Annotated in this window: 20 protein-coding genes; 6 read left to right on the forward strand and 14 right to left on the reverse strand. The window is 72.0% G+C overall.

Annotation, left to right across the window (positions count from 1 at the left end):
* Window positions 1-12 precede the first annotated feature (12 nt).
* A complete protein-coding gene (locus J5Y09_RS17885) occupies window positions 13-297 on the forward strand; it encodes a hypothetical protein (protein ID WP_209353190.1) in 285 nt (94 codons plus the stop codon).
* Window positions 298-335: 38 nt separating this feature from the next.
* Here J5Y09_RS17885 and recO read toward each other — a convergent pair whose 3' ends face one another.
* Window positions 336-1,088, reverse strand: coding sequence for a DNA repair protein RecO (gene recO / locus J5Y09_RS17890; RefSeq protein WP_209353191.1), 753 nt, complete (start codon window positions 1,086-1,088; stop codon window positions 336-338).
* A gap of 107 nt (window positions 1,089-1,195) precedes the next feature.
* Between recO and J5Y09_RS17895 the strand changes: the two genes are divergently transcribed.
* Window positions 1,196-3,184: a cache domain-containing protein gene (locus J5Y09_RS17895; protein WP_209353192.1), complete on the forward strand. Its 1,989-nt coding sequence runs from the start codon at window positions 1,196-1,198 to the stop codon at window positions 3,182-3,184.
* Between the two features lie 123 nt (window positions 3,185-3,307).
* Here the strand turns inward: J5Y09_RS17895 and era are convergent, their stop codons facing one another.
* The 7 genes from era to folK form a co-directional block, all read right to left on the reverse strand.
* Window positions 3,308-4,201, reverse strand: a complete 894-nt coding sequence (era, locus tag J5Y09_RS17900; protein WP_209353193.1) for a GTPase Era — start codon at window positions 4,199-4,201, stop codon at window positions 3,308-3,310.
* Entirely contained in the window at window positions 4,198-4,866 is a 669-nt protein-coding gene (rnc, locus tag J5Y09_RS17905; RefSeq protein ID WP_209353194.1) for a ribonuclease III, read from the reverse strand. Before rnc ends, era begins: the two co-directional genes overlap by 4 nt.
* Entirely contained in the window at window positions 4,863-5,615 is a 753-nt protein-coding gene (gene lepB / locus J5Y09_RS17910) for a signal peptidase I (RefSeq protein ID WP_209353195.1), read from the reverse strand. The genes rnc and lepB overlap by 4 nt, the downstream gene beginning before the upstream one ends.
* Window positions 5,616-5,704: 89 nt before the next feature.
* Entirely contained in the window at window positions 5,705-6,112 is a 408-nt protein-coding gene (gene acpS, locus J5Y09_RS17915; RefSeq protein ID WP_209353196.1) for a holo-ACP synthase, read from the reverse strand.
* 76 nt (window positions 6,113-6,188) lie between these two features.
* Window positions 6,189-8,468: a RelA/SpoT family protein gene (locus tag J5Y09_RS17920; protein WP_209353197.1), complete on the reverse strand. Its 2,280-nt coding sequence runs from the start codon at window positions 8,466-8,468 to the stop codon at window positions 6,189-6,191.
* Between the two features lie 9 nt (window positions 8,469-8,477).
* Entirely contained in the window at window positions 8,478-8,870 is a 393-nt protein-coding gene (rpoZ, locus tag J5Y09_RS17925; RefSeq protein ID WP_209353198.1) for a DNA-directed RNA polymerase subunit omega, read from the reverse strand.
* A 109-nt stretch (window positions 8,871-8,979) separates the two neighbouring features.
* Window positions 8,980-9,492, reverse strand: coding sequence for a 2-amino-4-hydroxy-6-hydroxymethyldihydropteridine diphosphokinase (gene folK, locus J5Y09_RS17930; protein ID WP_209353199.1), 513 nt, complete (start codon window positions 9,490-9,492; stop codon window positions 8,980-8,982).
* Between the two features lie 74 nt (window positions 9,493-9,566).
* On the opposite strand from folK, the gene J5Y09_RS17935 reads away from it, so the two are divergent.
* From J5Y09_RS17935 to J5Y09_RS17945, 3 genes are all read left to right on the forward strand, one after another.
* Window positions 9,567-10,235, forward strand: a complete 669-nt coding sequence (locus J5Y09_RS17935; RefSeq protein ID WP_209353200.1) for a LabA-like NYN domain-containing protein — start codon at window positions 9,567-9,569, stop codon at window positions 10,233-10,235.
* The gene (locus tag J5Y09_RS17940) at window positions 10,232-10,864 is read left to right on the forward strand and encodes a uracil-DNA glycosylase (RefSeq protein ID WP_209353201.1); all 633 of its coding nucleotides are present in this window, start codon (window positions 10,232-10,234) and stop codon (window positions 10,862-10,864) included. The genes J5Y09_RS17935 and J5Y09_RS17940 overlap by 4 nt, the downstream gene beginning before the upstream one ends.
* A gap of 64 nt (window positions 10,865-10,928) precedes the next feature.
* On the forward strand, window positions 10,929-11,528 hold the full coding sequence (locus J5Y09_RS17945) for an MORN repeat-containing protein (RefSeq protein WP_209353202.1): 600 nt from the start codon (window positions 10,929-10,931) through the stop codon (window positions 11,526-11,528).
* Here the strand turns inward: J5Y09_RS17945 and J5Y09_RS17950 are convergent.
* The 6 genes from J5Y09_RS17950 to J5Y09_RS17975 all read right to left on the reverse strand — a co-directional run bounded on the left by J5Y09_RS17950 (window position 11,518) and on the right by J5Y09_RS17975 (window position 16,524).
* Window positions 11,518-12,069, reverse strand: coding sequence for a glutathione peroxidase (locus J5Y09_RS17950; protein ID WP_209353203.1), 552 nt, complete (start codon window positions 12,067-12,069; stop codon window positions 11,518-11,520). The two genes, J5Y09_RS17945 and J5Y09_RS17950, sit on opposite strands and share 11 nt — an antisense overlap.
* On the reverse strand, window positions 12,062-12,730 hold the full coding sequence (locus tag J5Y09_RS17955) for a sulfite oxidase-like oxidoreductase (RefSeq protein WP_209353204.1): 669 nt from the start codon (window positions 12,728-12,730) through the stop codon (window positions 12,062-12,064). The genes J5Y09_RS17950 and J5Y09_RS17955 overlap by 8 nt, the downstream gene beginning before the upstream one ends.
* Before the next feature lie 57 nt (window positions 12,731-12,787).
* Window positions 12,788-13,150, reverse strand: coding sequence for a response regulator (locus J5Y09_RS17960; protein ID WP_209353205.1), 363 nt, complete (start codon window positions 13,148-13,150; stop codon window positions 12,788-12,790).
* Between the two features lie 147 nt (window positions 13,151-13,297).
* Complete coding sequence (locus J5Y09_RS17965; protein WP_209353206.1) at window positions 13,298-14,515, reverse strand: MFS transporter; 1,218 nt, start codon at window positions 14,513-14,515, stop codon at window positions 13,298-13,300.
* The gene (locus J5Y09_RS17970; RefSeq protein ID WP_209353207.1) at window positions 14,512-15,636 is read right to left on the reverse strand and encodes an alpha-hydroxy acid oxidase; all 1,125 of its coding nucleotides are present in this window, start codon (window positions 15,634-15,636) and stop codon (window positions 14,512-14,514) included. Before J5Y09_RS17970 ends, J5Y09_RS17965 begins: the two co-directional genes overlap by 4 nt.
* An 18-nt stretch (window positions 15,637-15,654) precedes the next feature.
* Window positions 15,655-16,524, reverse strand: a complete 870-nt coding sequence (locus J5Y09_RS17975) for an isocitrate lyase/PEP mutase family protein (protein ID WP_209353208.1) — start codon at window positions 16,522-16,524, stop codon at window positions 15,655-15,657.
* Window positions 16,525-16,609: 85 nt separating this feature from the next.
* On the opposite strand from J5Y09_RS17975, the gene J5Y09_RS17980 reads away from it, so the two are divergent.
* Window positions 16,610-17,998 (forward strand): M20/M25/M40 family metallo-hydrolase, encoded by a 1,389-nt coding sequence (locus tag J5Y09_RS17980; protein ID WP_209353209.1) that lies wholly within the window; start codon window positions 16,610-16,612, stop codon window positions 17,996-17,998.
* Window positions 17,999-18,001 lie beyond the last annotated feature (3 nt).

The raw sequence follows: 18,001 nt of genomic DNA on the forward strand, positions 1-18,001 counted from the left end.
AGGGGCAGGTCGATGCAGGTGTGGATCGTCAAGGCGGATGCGGTGGCCGAAACCGGCGGGCCCGAGGCCATGCGCCAGGTCCTGCTGGGCTTTGCCCGCGCGCCGGCCGGCCCGCAGGCCGAAGCGGTGGTCACGCGCGGGCTGGAACGGCTCGGCTGGCGGCCGATCGCGGTGCAGCAGGCCGGGCCGCTCGACCCCGGCGCGCTGGAGGCGATGGAACCCGCCTTCCAGGACGCCTATGAAACGGCCATCACGGGCCGGATCGGCCTTATCCTGTATCGCGGCACGCTGCACTGACCGACCGGGGGCGCTGACCCGCACGGGGCTTCGCGGCATCAGGGCGGCGGGGCCGCGGTCCCGGGGACAAGCGCCGCGATCCGGTCGACCAGCCTGAACCGCGCTTCCGGCACCGGGCGATGGCGTGCCCCGAAGGCGTCGCGCGCCAGGAAATGCCCCGTCAGGCGCAGCCCGGCATCCCAACCGGCCGGATCGCCCGCCCCGCTGCCATCCCGCATGAAGGTCGGCAGCGCCAGCAGCCGCCCCGCATAGGGCGCGGCCGCCCCGGCGCTCACCGCGCGTCCCGTGCGCGGGGAGACATGGGTCAGCCCCTCCGTCACCCCCGTGACGGCGCAGGCGGCCAGGTCGAGCCCGTAGCCGAGCTCGGCCAGCACCAGCGCCTCCCACCGCACGTAGTCGGCCATCACGCCCTCCGCCCCGCCGGCGAGATGCCCGATCAGGGAGACCAGCGCCTGGAAGGCGCGCGGATGCGGCTCGCGTTCCGGCAGCGCATCGGCGGCGATGGCGCAGGCCGACGACAGCAGCGCGAGCGCCAGCGGATCCTCCATCGCCAGCGCCGCGGCCGGGTGCACCATCTCCCCGCTCAAGGCGCCGAGCTGGTCCGGCAGGCGGGCGATCCAGCGCGCCTCGATCAGGTTGCCCGGCAGCCACAGCCCGGCCTGGGCGCGCGAGGCGCCACCCTTGGCGAGGCCGGCGTGGCGGCCGTGTTCCTCGGTCAGCAGCGACACGACGGCGGCGCCTTCGCCGTGGGGGCGGACATCCAGCACGATGGCGGGGGCCTGCCATTCCATTCCACATCCTCATCGCATGAATTCGCGGCCACCTGTCCGCGCTGTTCACAACTGCTTGAATCCGAGGCGAGCAGTCTAGCGCCTCCGCCGCCATTACGAGGCCCTTCATGCTCGCCCGCCTGCCCATCTCGCTGCGCATCCACCTCATCACCGCGATCGCCTTCGCCGGCCTGATCCTTGTCGGCGCGCTGAACGCGATGACGCGCACGGGCGAGCTGGAACGCGAGCGCACCGCCATGCTCGCCACGGTGGTCGACGGCGCCATCGCCATCGCCGCCGCCGAGCAGGCGCGCGTCGCCGCCGGCCAGGCGACGGAGGATGAGGCGAAGCGCCGCGCCGCCGAGGCCATGGCCGCCATACGCTACCGCGGCCAGGAATATGTCTGGGTGAACGACATGGGCCCGCGGATGGTGATGCACCCCTTCCGCCCGGACCTGAACGGCCAGGACCTTTCCGCCTTCGCCGACCCGAACGGCTTCCGCCTGTTCCAGGGCTTCGTGGACACCGTCCGCGCGCGCCCCGAGGGCGGCGTCGTCGGCTACATGTGGCCGCGCCCGGGGGCGGCGCAGCCGGTCGAGAAGCTCTCCTTCGTGCGCGGCTTCGCCCCATGGGGCTGGGTGGTGGGCACGGGCATCTACGTGGACGACCTGCGCGCGGCGCAGCGGGAGATCTGGCTCTTTGCCCTTGGCGAGGCGGCGCTGGCAGGGCTGCTCGTCGGGCTTTTCGCGACGCTGCTCGCGCGCGGCATCGCCGGCCCGCTCGGCGCGGTGACGCGCAGCACGACGGCGCTGGCGGGCGGCGACCTCGACCATCCGATCGCAGGCGCCGGCCGCGCGGACGAGATCGGCCGCCTGGCCGCGGCACTCGAGACCTTCCGCCGCGACGCGCTCGACAAGCGGGAACTGGAAGCCGCGGCCGAGGCCGCGCGCGCCGCCTCCGCGCAGCGCCACGCGGCGATGGAGGCGCATGTGCAGGAATTCGGCGCCTCGGCGTCCGGCGCGATGGGCAACGTCGTCGAGAGCGCCGGCCGCATGCGGGAAGTGGCCGAAGCCATGGCCGGCGCCGCCGCGCGCATCCGCGCCCGCGCCCAGGAAACCGGCGCCGAGGCCGAGGGCGCGGCGCGCAACCTCTCCTCCGTCGCCGCCGCGACCGAGGAGCTCGCCGCCAGCACCGGGGAGATCGCCCGCCAGGTCGGCGCGGCGACGGAAGCCGTGACGCAGGCCGTCGCGCAATCCCAGGAGAGCGACCGACTCGTCGCTGGACTGGCCGGGGAAGCCGAGGCGATCGGCGGCGTCGTGCGCCTGATCGAGGACATCGCCGGGCGCACCAACCTGCTCGCGCTCAACGCGACCATCGAGGCCGCGCGCGCGGGGGAAGCCGGCAAGGGCTTCGCCGTCGTCGCAAGCGAGGTGAAGGCGCTCGCCGCGCAGACCGCCACCGCGACGGCCGAGATCGGCACGCGCATCTCCGCCGTGCAGGAAGCGACGCGCCGCGCCTGCGAGGGCATCGCCGCCATCGGGCAGACGGTCGCGCGCGTCGAGGCGATCGCCGCCTCGGTCGCCGGCGCGGTCGAGGAACAGGGCAAGGCGACGCGCGAGATCGCCGAATCGACGCAGGTCGTCACCGCAGCGACATCGGCCGCGAGCGGAGCGATGGCCGAGTTCGGCAATCTCGCCGACCAGGCGCATGGGCTCGGCAGCGACGTGCTGTCCGCCGCCGAGCGCAACGGGCAGGAGGCGGAAAGCCTGCGGGCGGAACTCGACGGCTTCCTCGCCGCGATGCGGGAGGCCGAGGATCGCCGCGCCTATGAGCGCGTGCCGGGCCAGGGCTTGCCGGTCGAGATCCACCTCCCCGGCGGGCGCAGGCATGCCGCGCGCCTCTCCGACATCTCCTTCGGCGGCGCGGCCATGACGCCGGGAATCGACGCCGCGCCGGGGATGCAGGTGGAGATCAGCTTCGCCGGCGGCGCGCCGCTGCCCGCGCGGATCGTGCGCGGATCGGCGGATGGCGTCGCCTGCACGCTGCGCCAGGATGCGGCGACGCGCGCGGCGGTGAACGCGGTGATCGCGGGGCTGGCGCAGCGGCGCGCGGCCTAGAGCAATATCCCATCAGCCGGAAACGGCTGATCGGATTTCTTGCTCTAGAAACCTCTGATTCTACAGCACTATCCGATCACACTGGTTCAGTGTGATCGGATAGTGCTGTAGCGCCGCGCCCGCTCAGCCCGCGTCGTCGAGCCCGATCGCCCGGATCCGCGCCCGTTCCTCGTCCCAGCCTTCCCGTTCCTTCACGTTGAGGAACAGGTGCACGGTGCGGTCCAGCAGCTTCGTCAGCTCGATCCGCGCCGACTGCCCGATGGCGCGGATGCGGCTGCCCTTCTCCCCGATCAGGATCGCCTTCTGCGTGGCGCGGGAGACGTAGATGGTGCAGTCCACGCGCACCGAGCCGTCCTCGTTCTCGGTCCACTGCTCGGTCTCGACCGAGGCGTGGTGCGGCACTTCCTGGTGCGTCTGGCGCAGGATCTGCTCGCGCACGATCTCCGCCGCCAGCATCCGGTTCGGCAGGTCGGTCAGGTCGTCCTCGGGAAACAGATAGGGCCCGGGCGGCATGGCGGCGGCCAGCGACGCTTCCAGCCGGTCGATCCCATCCCCCTTCTCGGCCGAGATCATGAAGGTCTCGGCGAAGGGCAGCAGCGCGTTGAGTTCCGCCGTCAGCGGCAGCAGCCGCGGCGCCGGGATCAGGTCGGTCTTGTTCAGCGCGAGCCAGACCGGCCGGCGCGACTTGGCCAGCCCCTCGACGATCTTGCGCACCGCGTCCGTCAGCCCGGCGCGCGCATCGACCACCAGCAGCGCGAGGTCGGCATCCTGCGCCCCGCCCCAGGCGGCCGCGACCATGGCGCGGTCCAGCCGTCGGCGCGGGGCGAAGATGCCCGGCGTGTCCACCAGGATGATCTGCGCCGCGTCGCGCATGATGACGGCACGGATGCGGAAGCGCGTCGTCTGCGGCTTGGGCGAGACGATCGTCACCTTGGTCCCGGCCATGCGGTTGACCAGGGTGGACTTGCCGGCGTTCGGCGCGCCGACGATGGCAACCAGCCCGCAGCGCGTCGTCATGGCGATATCCCCGCAAGCCAGGCTTCCGCGGCGGCGAGTTCCGCCGCGCGCTTCGTCTCACCGCTGCCCTCAGCGCTGCGCCCCTCGGCCGTGACCTCCACGACGAAGAAGGGCGCGTGCGACGGGCCGGCGGCGGAGACGAGCCGGTATTCGGGCAGGCCAAGCCCCCGCCCCAGCGTGTGTTCCTGCAGCCGGTTCTTGGCCGAGACCGGCGGCTTCGGCGCGGCATCGAGCAGCGCCGCCCAGTGCCGGCGCACCACGGCGCGCGCCGCGTCCAGCCCGCCATCGCGATAGACCGCGCCGAGCAGCGCTTCCACCGCGTCGGCCAGCACGGTCTGGCGCGCGCGCAGCCCCGCGCGTTCCTCCCCGGGCGGGATGCGCAGCGCCTCGGCCAGGCCCATCGCCTCGCCCACCCGCGCCAGCGTCTCCCACGCCACGAGGGAGGAGAGGCGGCGCGTGAGGTTGCCCTCGCGCTCCTCCGGATAGCGTTCGGTCAGCCATTCGGCCATCAGCAGGCCGAGCACGCGGTCGCCGAGGAATTCCAGCCGCTCGTTCGAATCGAGCTGCCCGCCGCGGGCATCGGCCGCGCTGCGATGGGTCAGCGCCTGACCCAGCAGCGCCGGATCGGCGAAGGCGTGGCCGAGGCGGTCCTCGATGCCGCTCATCGCACGGCGGAGAACAGCCGGCTCCAGCGGATGGCGAAGGGCCAGCCCCAGACCTCCCACCAGGCGGCGGAACCGTCGACGGAGAAGAAGATGAACTCCGCGCGGCCGACCAGGTTCTCGATCGGGATGAAGCCCACCGCGTTCATCGCGCGGCTGTCGAGGCTGTTGTCCCGGTTGTCGCCCATCGCGAAGACATGGCCTTCGGGCACGCGGAACTCGGTGGTGTTGTCGAAGGGGCCGTCGTCGGTCGCTTCCAGGATCTGGTGCGACACGCCGGCCGCGCCCGCCACGCCGGGCAGCGTCTCGAGGAAGCGGCGCACGGTGATGCGCGGCCCGTCGCCTTCCACCGTGAAGGGGCCGAGCGCGCTGCGGCGCACTGCCTCCCCATTGATGTGGAGGATACCGCCGCGGACCTGGATGCGGTCGCCGGGCAGGCCGATGATGCGCTTGATGTAGTCGGTCGACCCGTCGCGCGGCAGCTTGAACACCGCCACGTCGCCGCGGTCGGGCAGGCGGCCGAAGATGCGCCCGTCGAACAGATGCGGGCTGAAGGGCATCGAGTGCCGCGAATAGCCGTAGGAGTACTTCGAGACGAACAGGTAGTCCCCCACCAGCAGCGTCGGGATCATCGACCCGGAGGGGATGTTGAAGGGCTCGAAGGCGATCGTGCGGATGCCGACGGCGATCAGCGCCGCGTAGACGATCGTCTTGATGCTTTCCAGCCAGCCGCCGGTCTTCTTCTTCGCCATGGATCTGGTTTTTCGACGGCCTGGGGAGGGGGTTCAGCCGCGACCGGTCGGCGCGGGCGGGCGAGGGAAAACAGCGCGGGGCCGCGCTGTCAAGGAAGCGGGACCGCGGTGATGACAACCATGGCCTGGGCGTAGGGGAATTCGTCCGTCATCGTCAGGGCGATCTCAGCCCGGTGGCCGGGGGGCGTGATGGCGGCGAGCCGCGCCGCCGCCCCGCCCGTCAGCCGCAGCGTCGGCTGGCCGGAAGGGAGGTTCACCACGCCGAGGTCCCGCCAGAAGACGCCGGCGCGGAAGCCGGTGCCCAGCGCCTTCGACGCCGCTTCCTTCGCCGCGAAGCGCTTGGCGTAGGTGGCGGTACGAATCCGTTCCGTCCGCCGCTCGGCCTTGGCGCGTTCCACGGGCGTGAAGATGCGCTCGATGAAGCGGTCGCCATGCTTCTCGATCGTCCGCTCGAGCCGGCGGATGTCGAGGACGTCGGAGCCTATGCCGATGATCATGCGTTTTGCTCGAGCAAGCGATTCACGCCTCCGGGTGCTCGCGCCCTCCGGCGATCGCATGGCGCGCCCTTCCCCCTCATCCCTTCGCACGCTCCACCTGCGTCACGCCCGGGCAGGCGCGCAGCGCGGCGAGGATGGCGGCGAGGTGCCCCGTGTCGCGCACCTCCACGTCCAGCAGCACCTCGCACCACTCCCCCGCGCGGTTGAGGATGCGCAGGCTGTTCACCGCCCCTTCCTGCCGCGCGATCGCCGTCGTCAGGCCCGCCAGCGCGCCGGCGTTGTTCTCGGCCGTCAGCTCGATCCGCCCGACATGGGCGCCCTTGGCACCGCCATCGTATTCCCAGTCCACGTCGATGAAGCGCTCGGGCGTGGCGGAGAAGGCCTCCAGCCCGTGGCAGTCATGCTTGTGGATCGTCACGCCGCGCCCCGTGGTGACGATGCCGACGATGCGGTCGCCCGGCAGCGGGTGGCAGCAGCCGGCGAAATGCACCGCCATGCCGGAGACGAGGCCGGTCACGCCCATCGCCGAATCGCGCTTGGACGACGGCGCGCGGTCGGCCTTGCCCGCCGTCAGCGTCGGCCCGGCGCCGAGCCGCCCGCGCGGGCGGGCAAGCGGCATCTGGTCCACCGAGCGCATATGCGTGCGCATCTCGGGCACCGCGGCGTGCAGCACCTCCCGCGGGGAGAGGTTGCCCGAGGCGACCGCGACGCAGAGCGTCTCGAAATCCGGCTGCTTCAGCGCCTTCACGGCCGGCTCGGCGATCTTCTCGCTGAAGTCGAGGCCCGCGGCGCGGAACGCCTTGGCGATCGCCGCGCGCCCTTCCTCCCGCTGCTCGGCGCGCTGGCGGGCATGGACGAAGCGGCGGATGCGCGCGCGCGCCTTGCCGGTGACGACGAAGCGTTCCCAGGCCGGGTTCGGGCTGCCGCCGCGGGCGGTGATGATCTCGACCTGGTCGCCATTCTCCAGCGTGTGGCGCAGCGGCACGATCTTGCCGTTCACCTTGGCGCCGACGGTGTTGTCGCCGACCTGGCTGTGCACCTGGTAGGCGAAGTCGACCGGCGTCGCGCCGCGCGGCAATTCGATCAGGTCGCCCTTGGGCGTGAAGCAGAAGACCTGGTCGCGATGCAGTTCGAGCTTGGTGTGGTCGAGGAAGTCCTGCGGGTCGGAGGCGGATTCCAGGATCTCCAGCAGGTCGCGCACCCAGGGGTAGCGCTTGCGCGTCGCGGCCGATCCCTCGCCCTGCTTGTACACCCAGTGCGCCGCCACGCCGTATTCCGCGACGTCGTGCATCTCGCGCGTGCGGATCTGCACCTCGATCTTGGCGTTGCGCTTTTCCGGCACCGTCACGCCGGTGTGGACCGACTGGTAGCCGTTGGTCTTGGGCGTGCTGATCCAGTCCTTGAACCGGCCGGGCACGACGCGATAGGCGGAATGGATGGCGCCGAGCGCGCCGTAGCAATCGCCCTTGTCCTTCACGATGACGCGGAAGGCCATGATGTCGGACAGCTGCTCGAACGCGACGTTCTTGCGCTGCATCTTGAGCCAGATGGAATAGGGCGACTTCTCCCGCCCCTGCACCTCGATCGCCTCGACCCCCGCCTCCCGCAGCACGCGGCGGACATCCTGCTCGATCTCCTCGATCAGGTCCGCGCCCTGGCCGCGCAGGTAGGTCAGGCGCGCGGCGATGGTCTGCCAGGCATCCGGGTTCATCTCCCGGAAGGACAGCGTCTCGATCTCGGTCTTGAGCGCGTCCATGCCGATGCGCTCGGCGAGCGGGGCATAGATCTCGAGCGTCTCGCGCGCCGTGCGCACGCGCTTCTCGGGCTTGGCCACCGCGCCGATGGTGCGCATGTTGTGCAGCCGGTCCGCGAGCTTGACGATGAGGACGCGGATGTCCTCGCTCATGGCCAGCACCAGCTTGCGGAAATTCTCCGCCTGCTTGGTGCGCTCGGATTGCAGTTCGAGCCGCGTCAGCTTGGTCACGCCGTCGACGAGGCGCGCCACTTCCTTGCCGAAGCGCTTCTCGAGTTCCGCCAGCGTGACGCCGGTGTCCTCGACCGTGTCGTGCAGCAGCGCGGTCGCGACGGTCGCGGCATCGAGCCGGTAGCCGGCGAGGATGTCGGCGACGGCGAGCGGATGGACGATGTAGGGCTGCCCGTCCTCCCGCCGCTGCGGGGCGTGGGCTTCCTCGGCCAGCGCGTAGGCGCGCTCGATCAGGCCGCCATCGGCGCGGGGATCGTAGGCGAGGACCTTGGCCGCGAGTTCGGCACCGGGGTTCACTGTCCCGGTGCCGCGCAGCCCTTCGGGGGCCGGCAGGGGGCCGTTGCTGGGGCGGCCTGCGGCGCCCTGGCCCATGGCGCGGCCTTAGCGCTTGCCGGCCAGTTCCGCGGCGATCGCCGCCTCGATGTCGTCGGGCGACAGATCCTCGGCGGAGGCCTCGGGCAGCGCTTCGTCCTGCACTTCCATGATGCCGAAGATGTTCTCGTCGGTGGCGATGATGTCCATCACCTCCTCCTCGGCAGGCTCGGGCTCCGGCGCGCGGCTCAGCGACTTGATGAGGTCGCCTTCCAGCGCGGCGAGCTCGACCTTCTCCTCGGCGATCTCGCGCAGCGCCACGACGGGGTTCTTGTCGTTGTCGCGATCGACCTCGATCTGCTCCCCGCGGCTGATGTTGCGCGCGCGCTGGGCGGCGAGCAGCACGAGCTCGAAGCGGTTCGGGATCTTCTCGATGCAGTCTTCGACCGTGACGCGCGCCATGGAGGCTCCAAACAGATGTGGGGCGCGCGGAGGGGTCCCCCGGCGCCCGGGCATGCCGGTGAACCCTCCACATAGCCACGCCCCGCCCTGGAAGCAAGGCGCAACCGCGCTATTCCCCCGCCAGCCGCCCGATCTCCTGGGGCGGCAGGGCGGCGATCAGCGCCTCCACCGGCCGGCCCAGCACGGGGTGGACCCAGCCGGGGGCCACCTCCGCCAGCGGGCGCAGCACGAAGGCGCGCTCCGCCGCCCGCGGATGGGGCAGGATCGGCGCCGGCCCGGCCAGGACCCGCCCGCCCAGGTCGATCAGGTCCAGGTCCAGCACCCGCGGCGCGTTCGGGAAGGGCCGCGCCCGGCCGGCCTCGTCCTCGATGGCGTGCAGGGCGGCGAGCAGCCCCTCGGGCGTCGCCTCCCCCTCCAGCCGCGCGACCCCGTTCACATAGGGCGGGGAGCGCGGGTCGGGCGGGATCGGCGCCGATTCCCACCAGGAGGAGACGGCGACGACCCGCAGCCCCGGAATCGCGCCGAGCCGCCCGACCGCCCAGCGGCAGGTCTCGTGCGGCCCCGCGCCATCCTCCCGCGGCAGGTTGGCGCCGATCGCCACCAGCGCGACCTCAGCCGGCATGACAGGACCCCCCGGAGGGTGTAGCGGACGCCGGCCCGCGATACGGCGGCGCCAGGGAAGGCAGGACCAAGGACATGCGGCGACAAGGTGCTGCTGAGCGCATCGGGGTCTTCGTGGATGGGGCGAACCTCTACCACACCTCCCGCGCGCTGGGCTTCGAGATCGATTTCGCCGCGCTGCTCGACTATTTCCGTGGCGGCACCTACCTCGTCCGCGCCTTCTACTACACCGCGGTGGTCGAGACGGAGGACTACTCCCCGCTTCGCCCGCTGACCGACTGGCTCGGCTACAATGGCTGGCAGGTGGTCACCAAGCCGGCCAAGCAGCAATCGGACCCGAGCGGGCGGCTGCGCCTGAAGGGCAACATGGATGTCGAGATCGCGGTCGACATGCTGGAGCTCGCCCCGCAGCTCGACCACGTGGTGCTGTTCTCGGGCGACGGCGATTTCCGCCGGCTGGTGGAATCGGTGCAGCGGACGGGCGCGCGGGTGACGGTCGTCTCCTCGATGCGCGCGCAGCCGCCGATGATCGCCGACGAGTTGCGCCGCCAGGCCGATGCCTTCCTGGAACTGGAGGAGATCGCGCCGCAGATCACGCGCCGGCAGATCGAACCCCGCGGCCGCGCCGCCGCGGCCGCGCCGCCGCCGCCGTCGGCCCCCATAGCCGCCCCCGCGCCGCGCCCGACGCGCGCGACGCCGGCCGACCCCTATGCCGATGCGGTGGTGCCGGAGCCCGAGGCTTGAGCGCCGCGCCCGCCCATGACTGCCCGCTCTGCCCGCGCCTGGTCGCCTATCGCACGGCGAACCGCGCGGCCAATCCCGGCTGGCACAACGGGCCGGTGCCCTCCTGGGGGCCGCGGGATGCTCCGCTGCTCGTGCTCGGCCTCGCCCCCGGCGTGCGCGGGGCGAACCGGACGGGGCGGCCCTTCACGGGGGACTATGCCGGGCGGCTGCTCTACGGGACCCTGCTGAAATTCGGCCAGGCGCGCGGGGAATTCCGCGAGGACCCCAATGACGGCATGGAGCTGACCGGCTGCCGCATCGCCAACGCCGTGCGCTGCGTGCCGCCCGAGAACCTGCCCACGCCGGCCGAGATCAGGACCTGCAACGGCTTCCTGCAGGCGGAACTCGCCGCCATGCCGGGGCTGCGCGCGGTGCTCGCGCTCGGCGTCGTCGCGCACAACGCGCTGCTGCGGGCCAAGGGCATCCCGGCATCCCGCCATGCCTTCGCGCATGGCGCGATCCATGTGCTGCCGGACGGGCTGATGCTGGCCGATTCCTACCATGTCAGCCGCTACAACACCTCGACCCGCCGGCTGACGCCGGAGATGTTCGAGGCCGCGGTCGAAGCGCTGCTCGCGCGGCTGGGTTGACCGCGGGGCTTGCCGGAACGGCGGCACAACGGCTTCGATGGCGCCGCCGACGGAGACCACGCCCATGCCGCGCCGCCTTGCCTGCCTTCTCATGCTCGGCTTGCTGCTTGCCCCACCAGCCCTTGCCCGGCCGCCGGCGCCGCCCGAGGCGGAGCGCGCCATTCCCGGCCGGCCCGGCTGGTCGGTCGCCGCGGATAGCGGCTGCTGGATCTGGAATCCGAATTCGAAGGAGGGCGAGACGCTCGCCTTCACCGGCCCCTGCCCCGCCGGCCCGGCCGAGGGCGAGGGCGAGGGCGTCTGGCGCTGGACCGAGGATGGCAAGGCGGAGGTGGAACGCTTCGGCGGCACGCTCCGCAACGGACGCCTGGACGGCCAAGGCTGGTACGAATTCGGCGAGGGCGACCGGTATGATGGCGGCTTCCGCGCCAACGACTTCCACGGCCATGGCGTGCATGTCTGGCCCGGCGGCCGCCGCTACGAAGGGATGTGGGAGGATGATTTCCCCCACGGCCAGGGCGTCTACACCGACCCCGACAACCGCGTCGCCGGCATGTGGCGCTCCGGCTGCTTCTTCGAAGGCGGGCAACTGGTGATGGCGATCGGGCGGGAGGATGACGAATGCGTCGCCTTCATCCCGCGCCTCGCGCCGCCGCTCAGGCCGTAGGGGCGGCGAGCGCGGCCTCGATCGCCTGGGTCATCTCGCGGCTGTCGGGCTCGATGCGCGTGGCGAAGCCCTGCACGCGGCGCCCGTCGCGCGCGACGAGGTATTTGTGGAAGTTCCAGCGCGGCTCGCCGCCGGCGCGCGACGACGCCCAGCGGAAGAAGGGATGCGCCTGCACGCCGCGCACCCGCGTCAGCCCCGCCATCGGGAACTCGATGCCGAATTGCGCGTCGCAGAACTCGCGGATCTGCCGGGCGTTGCCGGCTTCCTGGTTGAAGTCGTTCGACGGCACGCCGAGCACGACGAGGCCGCGCGCCTGGTAGCGGTCGTGCAGCCGCTGGAGTGCCGCGTATTGCGGCGTGAAGCCGCAGAAGGACGCGGTGTTGACCACCAGCAGCACCCGCCCGCGCCAGGCGGCGAGGTCGATCTCGCCGCCTTCGAGGGAGGCGAAGCGGAACGAAAAAGCGTCGGGCTCGGACGCATCCGCGGGCATGGCGGCCATCAGCGGCACTGCCAGCAGGGCGCGGCGAAGGGCATCAGCCATAGCGTTCCTCCATCCAGGGATCGCCGCGATTGTGGTAGCCGCGCACCTCCCAGAAGCCGGGCCGGTCGGCGGCGAGCAATTCCACCCGCGTGATCCATTTCGGGCTTTTCCAGAAGTACAGGCGCGGCAGCACGAGCCGCACCGGCGCGCCGTGCTGGCGTTCCAGCGGCGCGCCTTCCCACGCATGGGCGAAGATCACGTCGGGGGCGGCGAAATCCTCGAGCGTCAGGTTCGTCGTGTAGCCGTCGTAGCAGGTCAGGCTGACGAAGCGCGCCTCGGGCTTCGGCCTCGCCTGGGCGAGGATGTCGGCGACCTTCACGCCGGCGAAGCGGTTGTCGTAGCGGCTCCACTGGGTCACGCAGTGGATGTCGCAGACCATCTCGCTTTGCGGCAGCGCCATGAAGGCGTCCCAATCGAGGGCAAGGCGGTTCTCGACCAGCCCTTCGACCCGCAGGCGGAACTTCGCCTTGGATACGTCCGGCTGGACGCCGAGGTCGAGCACCGGCCAGTCCTTCACCAGCGTCTGGCCGGGCGGCAGGCGGTCGCGCGCGGGGTCGGCGGTGGTGCCGGTCAGCAGCCGGCCTTCCTCGGCCCATTTCTCCTTGGTGCGGATCAGCTTGTCGCGCACCGCCCCGGTCGTCGGGACCTCGTCCTCGGTCATCGCGATCTCCTCGCCGCGAATAGGTGCGGCCGAAGGGCGCCGATGCAAGCCCCGTCGTCAGGCCTGGCCGCAGAGCCGCGCGACGGCCGCGGTGAGGTCCGCGGGATCGTAGGGCTTGGGCAGCACCGGCGCGTTGCGGTGCTGCGGCGGGACGCCGGCCGCGCCATAGCCGGTCGCGACGACGAAGGGGATGCCGCGCGCGGCGAGCAGGTCGGCGATGCCGCCGGAACTCTCGCCCGCCAGGTTGAGGTCCAGCACCACGGCGCTCGGGCGCTCGCCCTCGAGCAGGTGCAGCGCCTCGGTCACGGTGCGGGCGGGGCCGATGACGCCGTACCCGGCATCGTTCAGCGCATCCTCGACCAGCATGGCGACGAGCGTCTCGTCCTCGACGATCAGGATGCGGTGCGGGAAGTCGAGCATGGTCGTCGGGTCTCCCCTGGGCAGATGCATTCATGGACCGGCGCACCGATGCGCCGCGGCGAGACTGCGAACTGAGGCGCAGCATAGCCTGTCGATCCGACTTTGAATCAGATTCAAGAAAAAGTGATTCACTAGGTGAAGTTGCACTCACTTCCGCGAAAAAGCGACCGCCATCGCAACCGCAGCGACACCCGCGACGGCCATGCCCGCAATCGCAGCGCGCGGCCCGACCGCATCCGCCAGCGCGCCCACCACCAGCACGCCGAGCGGACCCATGCCGATGCAGGTCGTCGTCAGGCCGAGGATGCGCGACCGCGCCTCGATCGGCGCCTGCATCATCACGAGCCCGGTCTGCAGGCTGGCGAAGCAGGCCGTGCCGATGCCGCCCACCATCAGCAGCAGCGCGGCGAGCGGCAGGCCGGGCGCCAGCGCCGCCGCGCAGAGCACCACGAGGAAGCCGGCCGAGCCGAGCGCGAAGGCGAGCCGGCCGGGCGGCGGCCCGCGCCGCAGCGCGATGGCCAGCCCCGCGAGCAGCGCGCCGAAGGGCTCCGCCGCGGCGAGCAGCCCGATCTCGACCGGGCTCGCCTGGAAGGCGATCGCCCCGAAGGCCGGCAGGATCGCGGTGTAGGAGAAGCCGAAGACGTTCATCGCGATGGTGATGCCGAGCACGAGGCGCAGCGCGGGCATGGACAGCGCGATGCGCAGCGCCTCGGCCACGTCCGCCACCAGCCGGCGGGCGACCAGCATGCGCCGTTCCTGGGTGTGCGCCACGCCCATCACCAGCGTGAAGGCGAGCACATAGACGCAGGAGGCGATGACATAGGCCGTGGTGACGCCGACCGTCTGGTAGAAGATGCCGCCCGCCAGCGGCCCGACCATGCGCGTGGTGCTGCCCGTCATGGTGTCGAAGGCGACCGCCTGGACGATGCGCTGCGGCCCCGCCGCTTCCGCCACCATCCGCCGGCGCGTCGCCAGTTCGTTGGTCCAGACGAGCCCGCCGAGCAGCCCGTTGAGGAACAGGTGCCACAGCGCGAGTTGCCCCGTCGCGGACAGGATGGCGATGACGATGGCGCCGCCCGCCGTCGCCGCCTGGCCGGCCATCAGCAGCCGCTTGCGGTCCAGGCTCTCGGCCACCGCGCCCGCCAGCGCGCCCGCCGTCAGCATCGGCAGCGCGCGCGACATCAGCACGAGGGAGACGGCGAAGGCGGATCCCGTCAGCTCATAGGCGAACAGCCCGCTGACGAGCATCTCCACCCAGCGCATCGAATTGGTCATGCCGCCCGCCGCCCAGAGACGGACGAAGGTGCCGTCCGCGAGCAGCTCGCGGACGGGACTTCGGCCGGGGGACGGGGCGGGCGGGTTCAATACCCCGAATCGTCGAGCCGCAGCAGCGGGAAGGCGCTGTGCACATGCGGCAGGTTGGTCGGCGTGGACGGCGCGACGAAGGACGGGCCGAGTTGCCCGACCGAGGTGACGCCGAGCAGGCCGAGTGCCGAGCGGAACTCGTTCTCGAGGACCTCCAGCAGCCGCACCACGCCCGCCGCGCCATCGGCCGCCAGCGCGTAGCAGTACAGCCGCCCGAGGCCCACGCATTCCGCGCCCAGGCAGAGCGCCTTCACGATGTCGGTCCCGCGCGAGAAGCCGCCATCGACCCAGACTTTCGCCCGGCCCGCGACGGCCTGCACCACTTCCGGCAGCACCTCGATCGACCCGCGCCCGGCATCGAGCTGCCGCCCGCCATGGTTCGAGACATAGACGACCTCGACGCCGTGCTGGCAGGCGATCAGCGCGTCCTCCCCGGTGCCGATGCCCTTGAGGATCAGCGGCATGTCGGGATGGCGGTCCTTGATGCGCTTCACGTCGTCCCAGTTCAGCGCGGCCTGGTAGCGCTGCGCCTCCCCCGTCGCCGTCGCGCGCCAGGGCTTGGCGAAGCGGCGCGCGATGTCGCGTTCGCGGCGGCTGTAGATCGCGGTGTCGACCGTCAGGCAGAAGGCGTCGTAGCCATGGGCCTTGGCGCGCTGGATGCTGTCCTCGACCGAGGCGGCGTCGCCGCGGACATACAGCTGGTAGATCTTCATCCCCGTGGCCGCCGCCGCGACCTCCTCCAGCCCCGGCTTGGAGACGGAGGAGAGCATGATCGGCACGCCGAAGGCCGAGGCCCCCTCCCCCGCCGTCACCGCGCCATTGGCGCCGACCGCCATGAATTCGAGCCCGCCGACCGGGGCGAGCAGCACCGGCAGCCGCACCTTCTTGCCGAAGAGCGTCGACGAGGTGTCGATCTCCGACACGTCGCGCAGGACGCGGGGGCGGAAGGCGAGCGCGTCGATCCCCATGCGGTTGCGCCGCATGGTCGCCTCCGTCTCGGTGGCACCCACCAGGTAGTCCCAGATGTTGGCGTCGAGCCGGTTCTTCGCCGCGCGGACGAATTCATGCAGCACCAGGTACTTGTCCTGCAGCGCGGCCAGGGTCTGGGGATCGACGGGCATGGGCGGTCTCGTCCGGTGTCAGAGGAAGTCGCGGGTGAAGGCGGCGTAGTCGCCTTCACGTGTGACCGCCTTCATCAGGGCGGCGGGGGCGATGTTGGGCAGGTCCGACGGCGGCGTGCCGTCCCGCAGCGCCTTGAGCGTGGCGTGCAGCGCGGCGACGGCCGCGGCGAAGGGCTGGTGGCCTTGGAGTGCCACGCGCACACCATGGGCGGCGAGCCGCGCGCGGTCGCTCATCTTGGCCGGCGTGCCGCCGAGGATGATGGGCAGACCGCCGGAGACGGCCTGGATGGCGGCGAGCTGCTCCCATTCATTCACGCCGGTGAAGAACAGCGCGTCGGCGCCGCAGGTCGCATAGGCCGCGGCGCGGCGCACGGCTTCGTCCAGGCTGACGAGGTTGAGCGCGCTGGTGCGCGCGACGACGACGAGGCCCGCTTCCTGCCGCGCGGCGACGGCCGCGCGCATCTTGCCCAGGCCGGCCTCCAGGCTCAGCAGGCCGGGCTCGCCGCCGCCATGGGCGCGGGGGAGGTCGGTGTCCTCGATGGTCAGCGCGGCGATGCCGGCGGCTTCCAGTTCCTCGACCGTGCGCATGACGTTGAGCGCGTTGCCGTAGCCATGGTCGGCATCGACCAGCAGCGGCGGGGCGCCGGCGCGGCAGATGCGGCGCGCCTGTTCGGCGAATTCCGTCAGCGTCACCAGGATAAGGTCGGGCGCGCCGAGCACGGCGAGCGAGGCGACGGAGCCCGCGAACATCGCCGCCTCGAAGCCGAGGTCGGCGGCGATGCGCCCTGCGACCGGATCATGCACCGAGGCCGGATGGATGCAGGCGCCGCCGGCGAGGATCGCGCGGAAGGCGGCGCGGCGCGCGGCCGCGTTCGGTGGACGTTCCATCCCGGGTTCCCGTTTCTGTCCCGCGCACTGTGCAACCGCGCCGCGGACCGGTCTAGGCTGCCCCGGCACATGCGGGGGATGCGCGATGAGCGAGGCCGTGGCGATGCGCCTTCTGGCGCGGCAGGGGGAAATCCTTGAGCGGCTCAAGGCCCTGCTCCGCCTGCCCAGCGTCAGCACCGACCCGGCCTACGCGGCCGGCATGGACGCGACGCGGGACTTCCTGATGGCCCGGCTGCGGGAGGCCGGCCTGTCCGACGTGCGGCTGCTGGATGGCGGCGGCCAGCCGGCGGTGACGGCGGCGTGGGAGGGCGCGCCGGGGCGGCCGACCATCCTCGTCTACGGCCATTACGACGTGCAGCCGCCGGACCCGCTCGATCTGTGGAAGACCCCGCCCTTCGAACCCGACATCCGCGACGGGCGGATCTATGCGCGCGGCGCCTCGGACGTGAAGGGATCGACGCTGATCGCCATCGAGACGGTCGCCGAGTTCATCGCCGCCGGCGGCTGCCCGGTGAACATCCGCTTCTTCCTGGAAGGGGAGGAGGAGACGGGCAGCCCGTCGATCCGCACGCTGATCGGGCGGCACCGGGACTCGCTGCGCGCCGATGCGGTGCTGTCGGCCGATGGCGGGCGGGCGAGCACGGTGCTGCCCACCATCAATGTCGGGTCGCGCGGGCTGACGGCGCTGCGCTTCACCCTGCGCACGGCAGGCAAGGACCTGCATTCGGGCCGCTTCGGCGCGGCGGTGCGCAACGCGCTGCACGAGATGGCGCGGCTGGTCGCGACCTTCCACGACGCGCAAGGGCGGATCGCCATTCCCGGCTTCATGGACGACCTCGCCCCGATCGGGCCGCGCGAACGCGCGGACGCCGCGGCGCTCGCGGTGGACGAGGCGGAGTTCTACGCCGCGATCGGCGCGACGCCCTGGGGCGATCCGGCGCACAGCGTGCAGGAACGCCTGACGCTGCTGCCGAGCATCGAGGTGAACGGCATGTGGGGCGGCTATACCGGCGCGGGCAACAAGACCGTCCTGCCCTGCGAGGCGCATGCGAAGGTCACCATGCGCCTCGGCCCCGGGCAGGATCCGGCGCGCTGCCAGCGCGTGATGCGCGACCATCTGCTCGCCAGCGTCCCGCCCGGCGTCACCCTTGCCTTCGAGGAGAGCGGCGCGGGATCGGCCGCCTTCACGCTGCGCGACGGGCATCCGCTGCTGGCCGCCGCCGAGCGGGTGCTGGAACGGCTTTCCGGCCGCCCGCCGGTGCGCGCGCGGATCGGCGGCACCCTGCCCATCACGGCGGTGTTCCAGGAGATGCTGGGGCTCGATACGCTGATGTTCGGCTTCGCCATGCCGGACGAGGACATCCACGCGCCGAACGAGTTCTTCCGGCTGTCGTCGCTCGAGGAAGGGCTGCGGGCCTGGCCGATGCTGCTGACGGAACTGGGGGGCGTTTCGCCCGGGGATTTCCGCGCCTGATGG

It is taken from the genome of Roseomonas nitratireducens (assembly GCF_017813355.1).
In the GTDB taxonomy this organism is placed as follows: domain Bacteria; phylum Pseudomonadota; class Alphaproteobacteria; order Acetobacterales; family Acetobacteraceae; genus Neoroseomonas; species Neoroseomonas nitratireducens.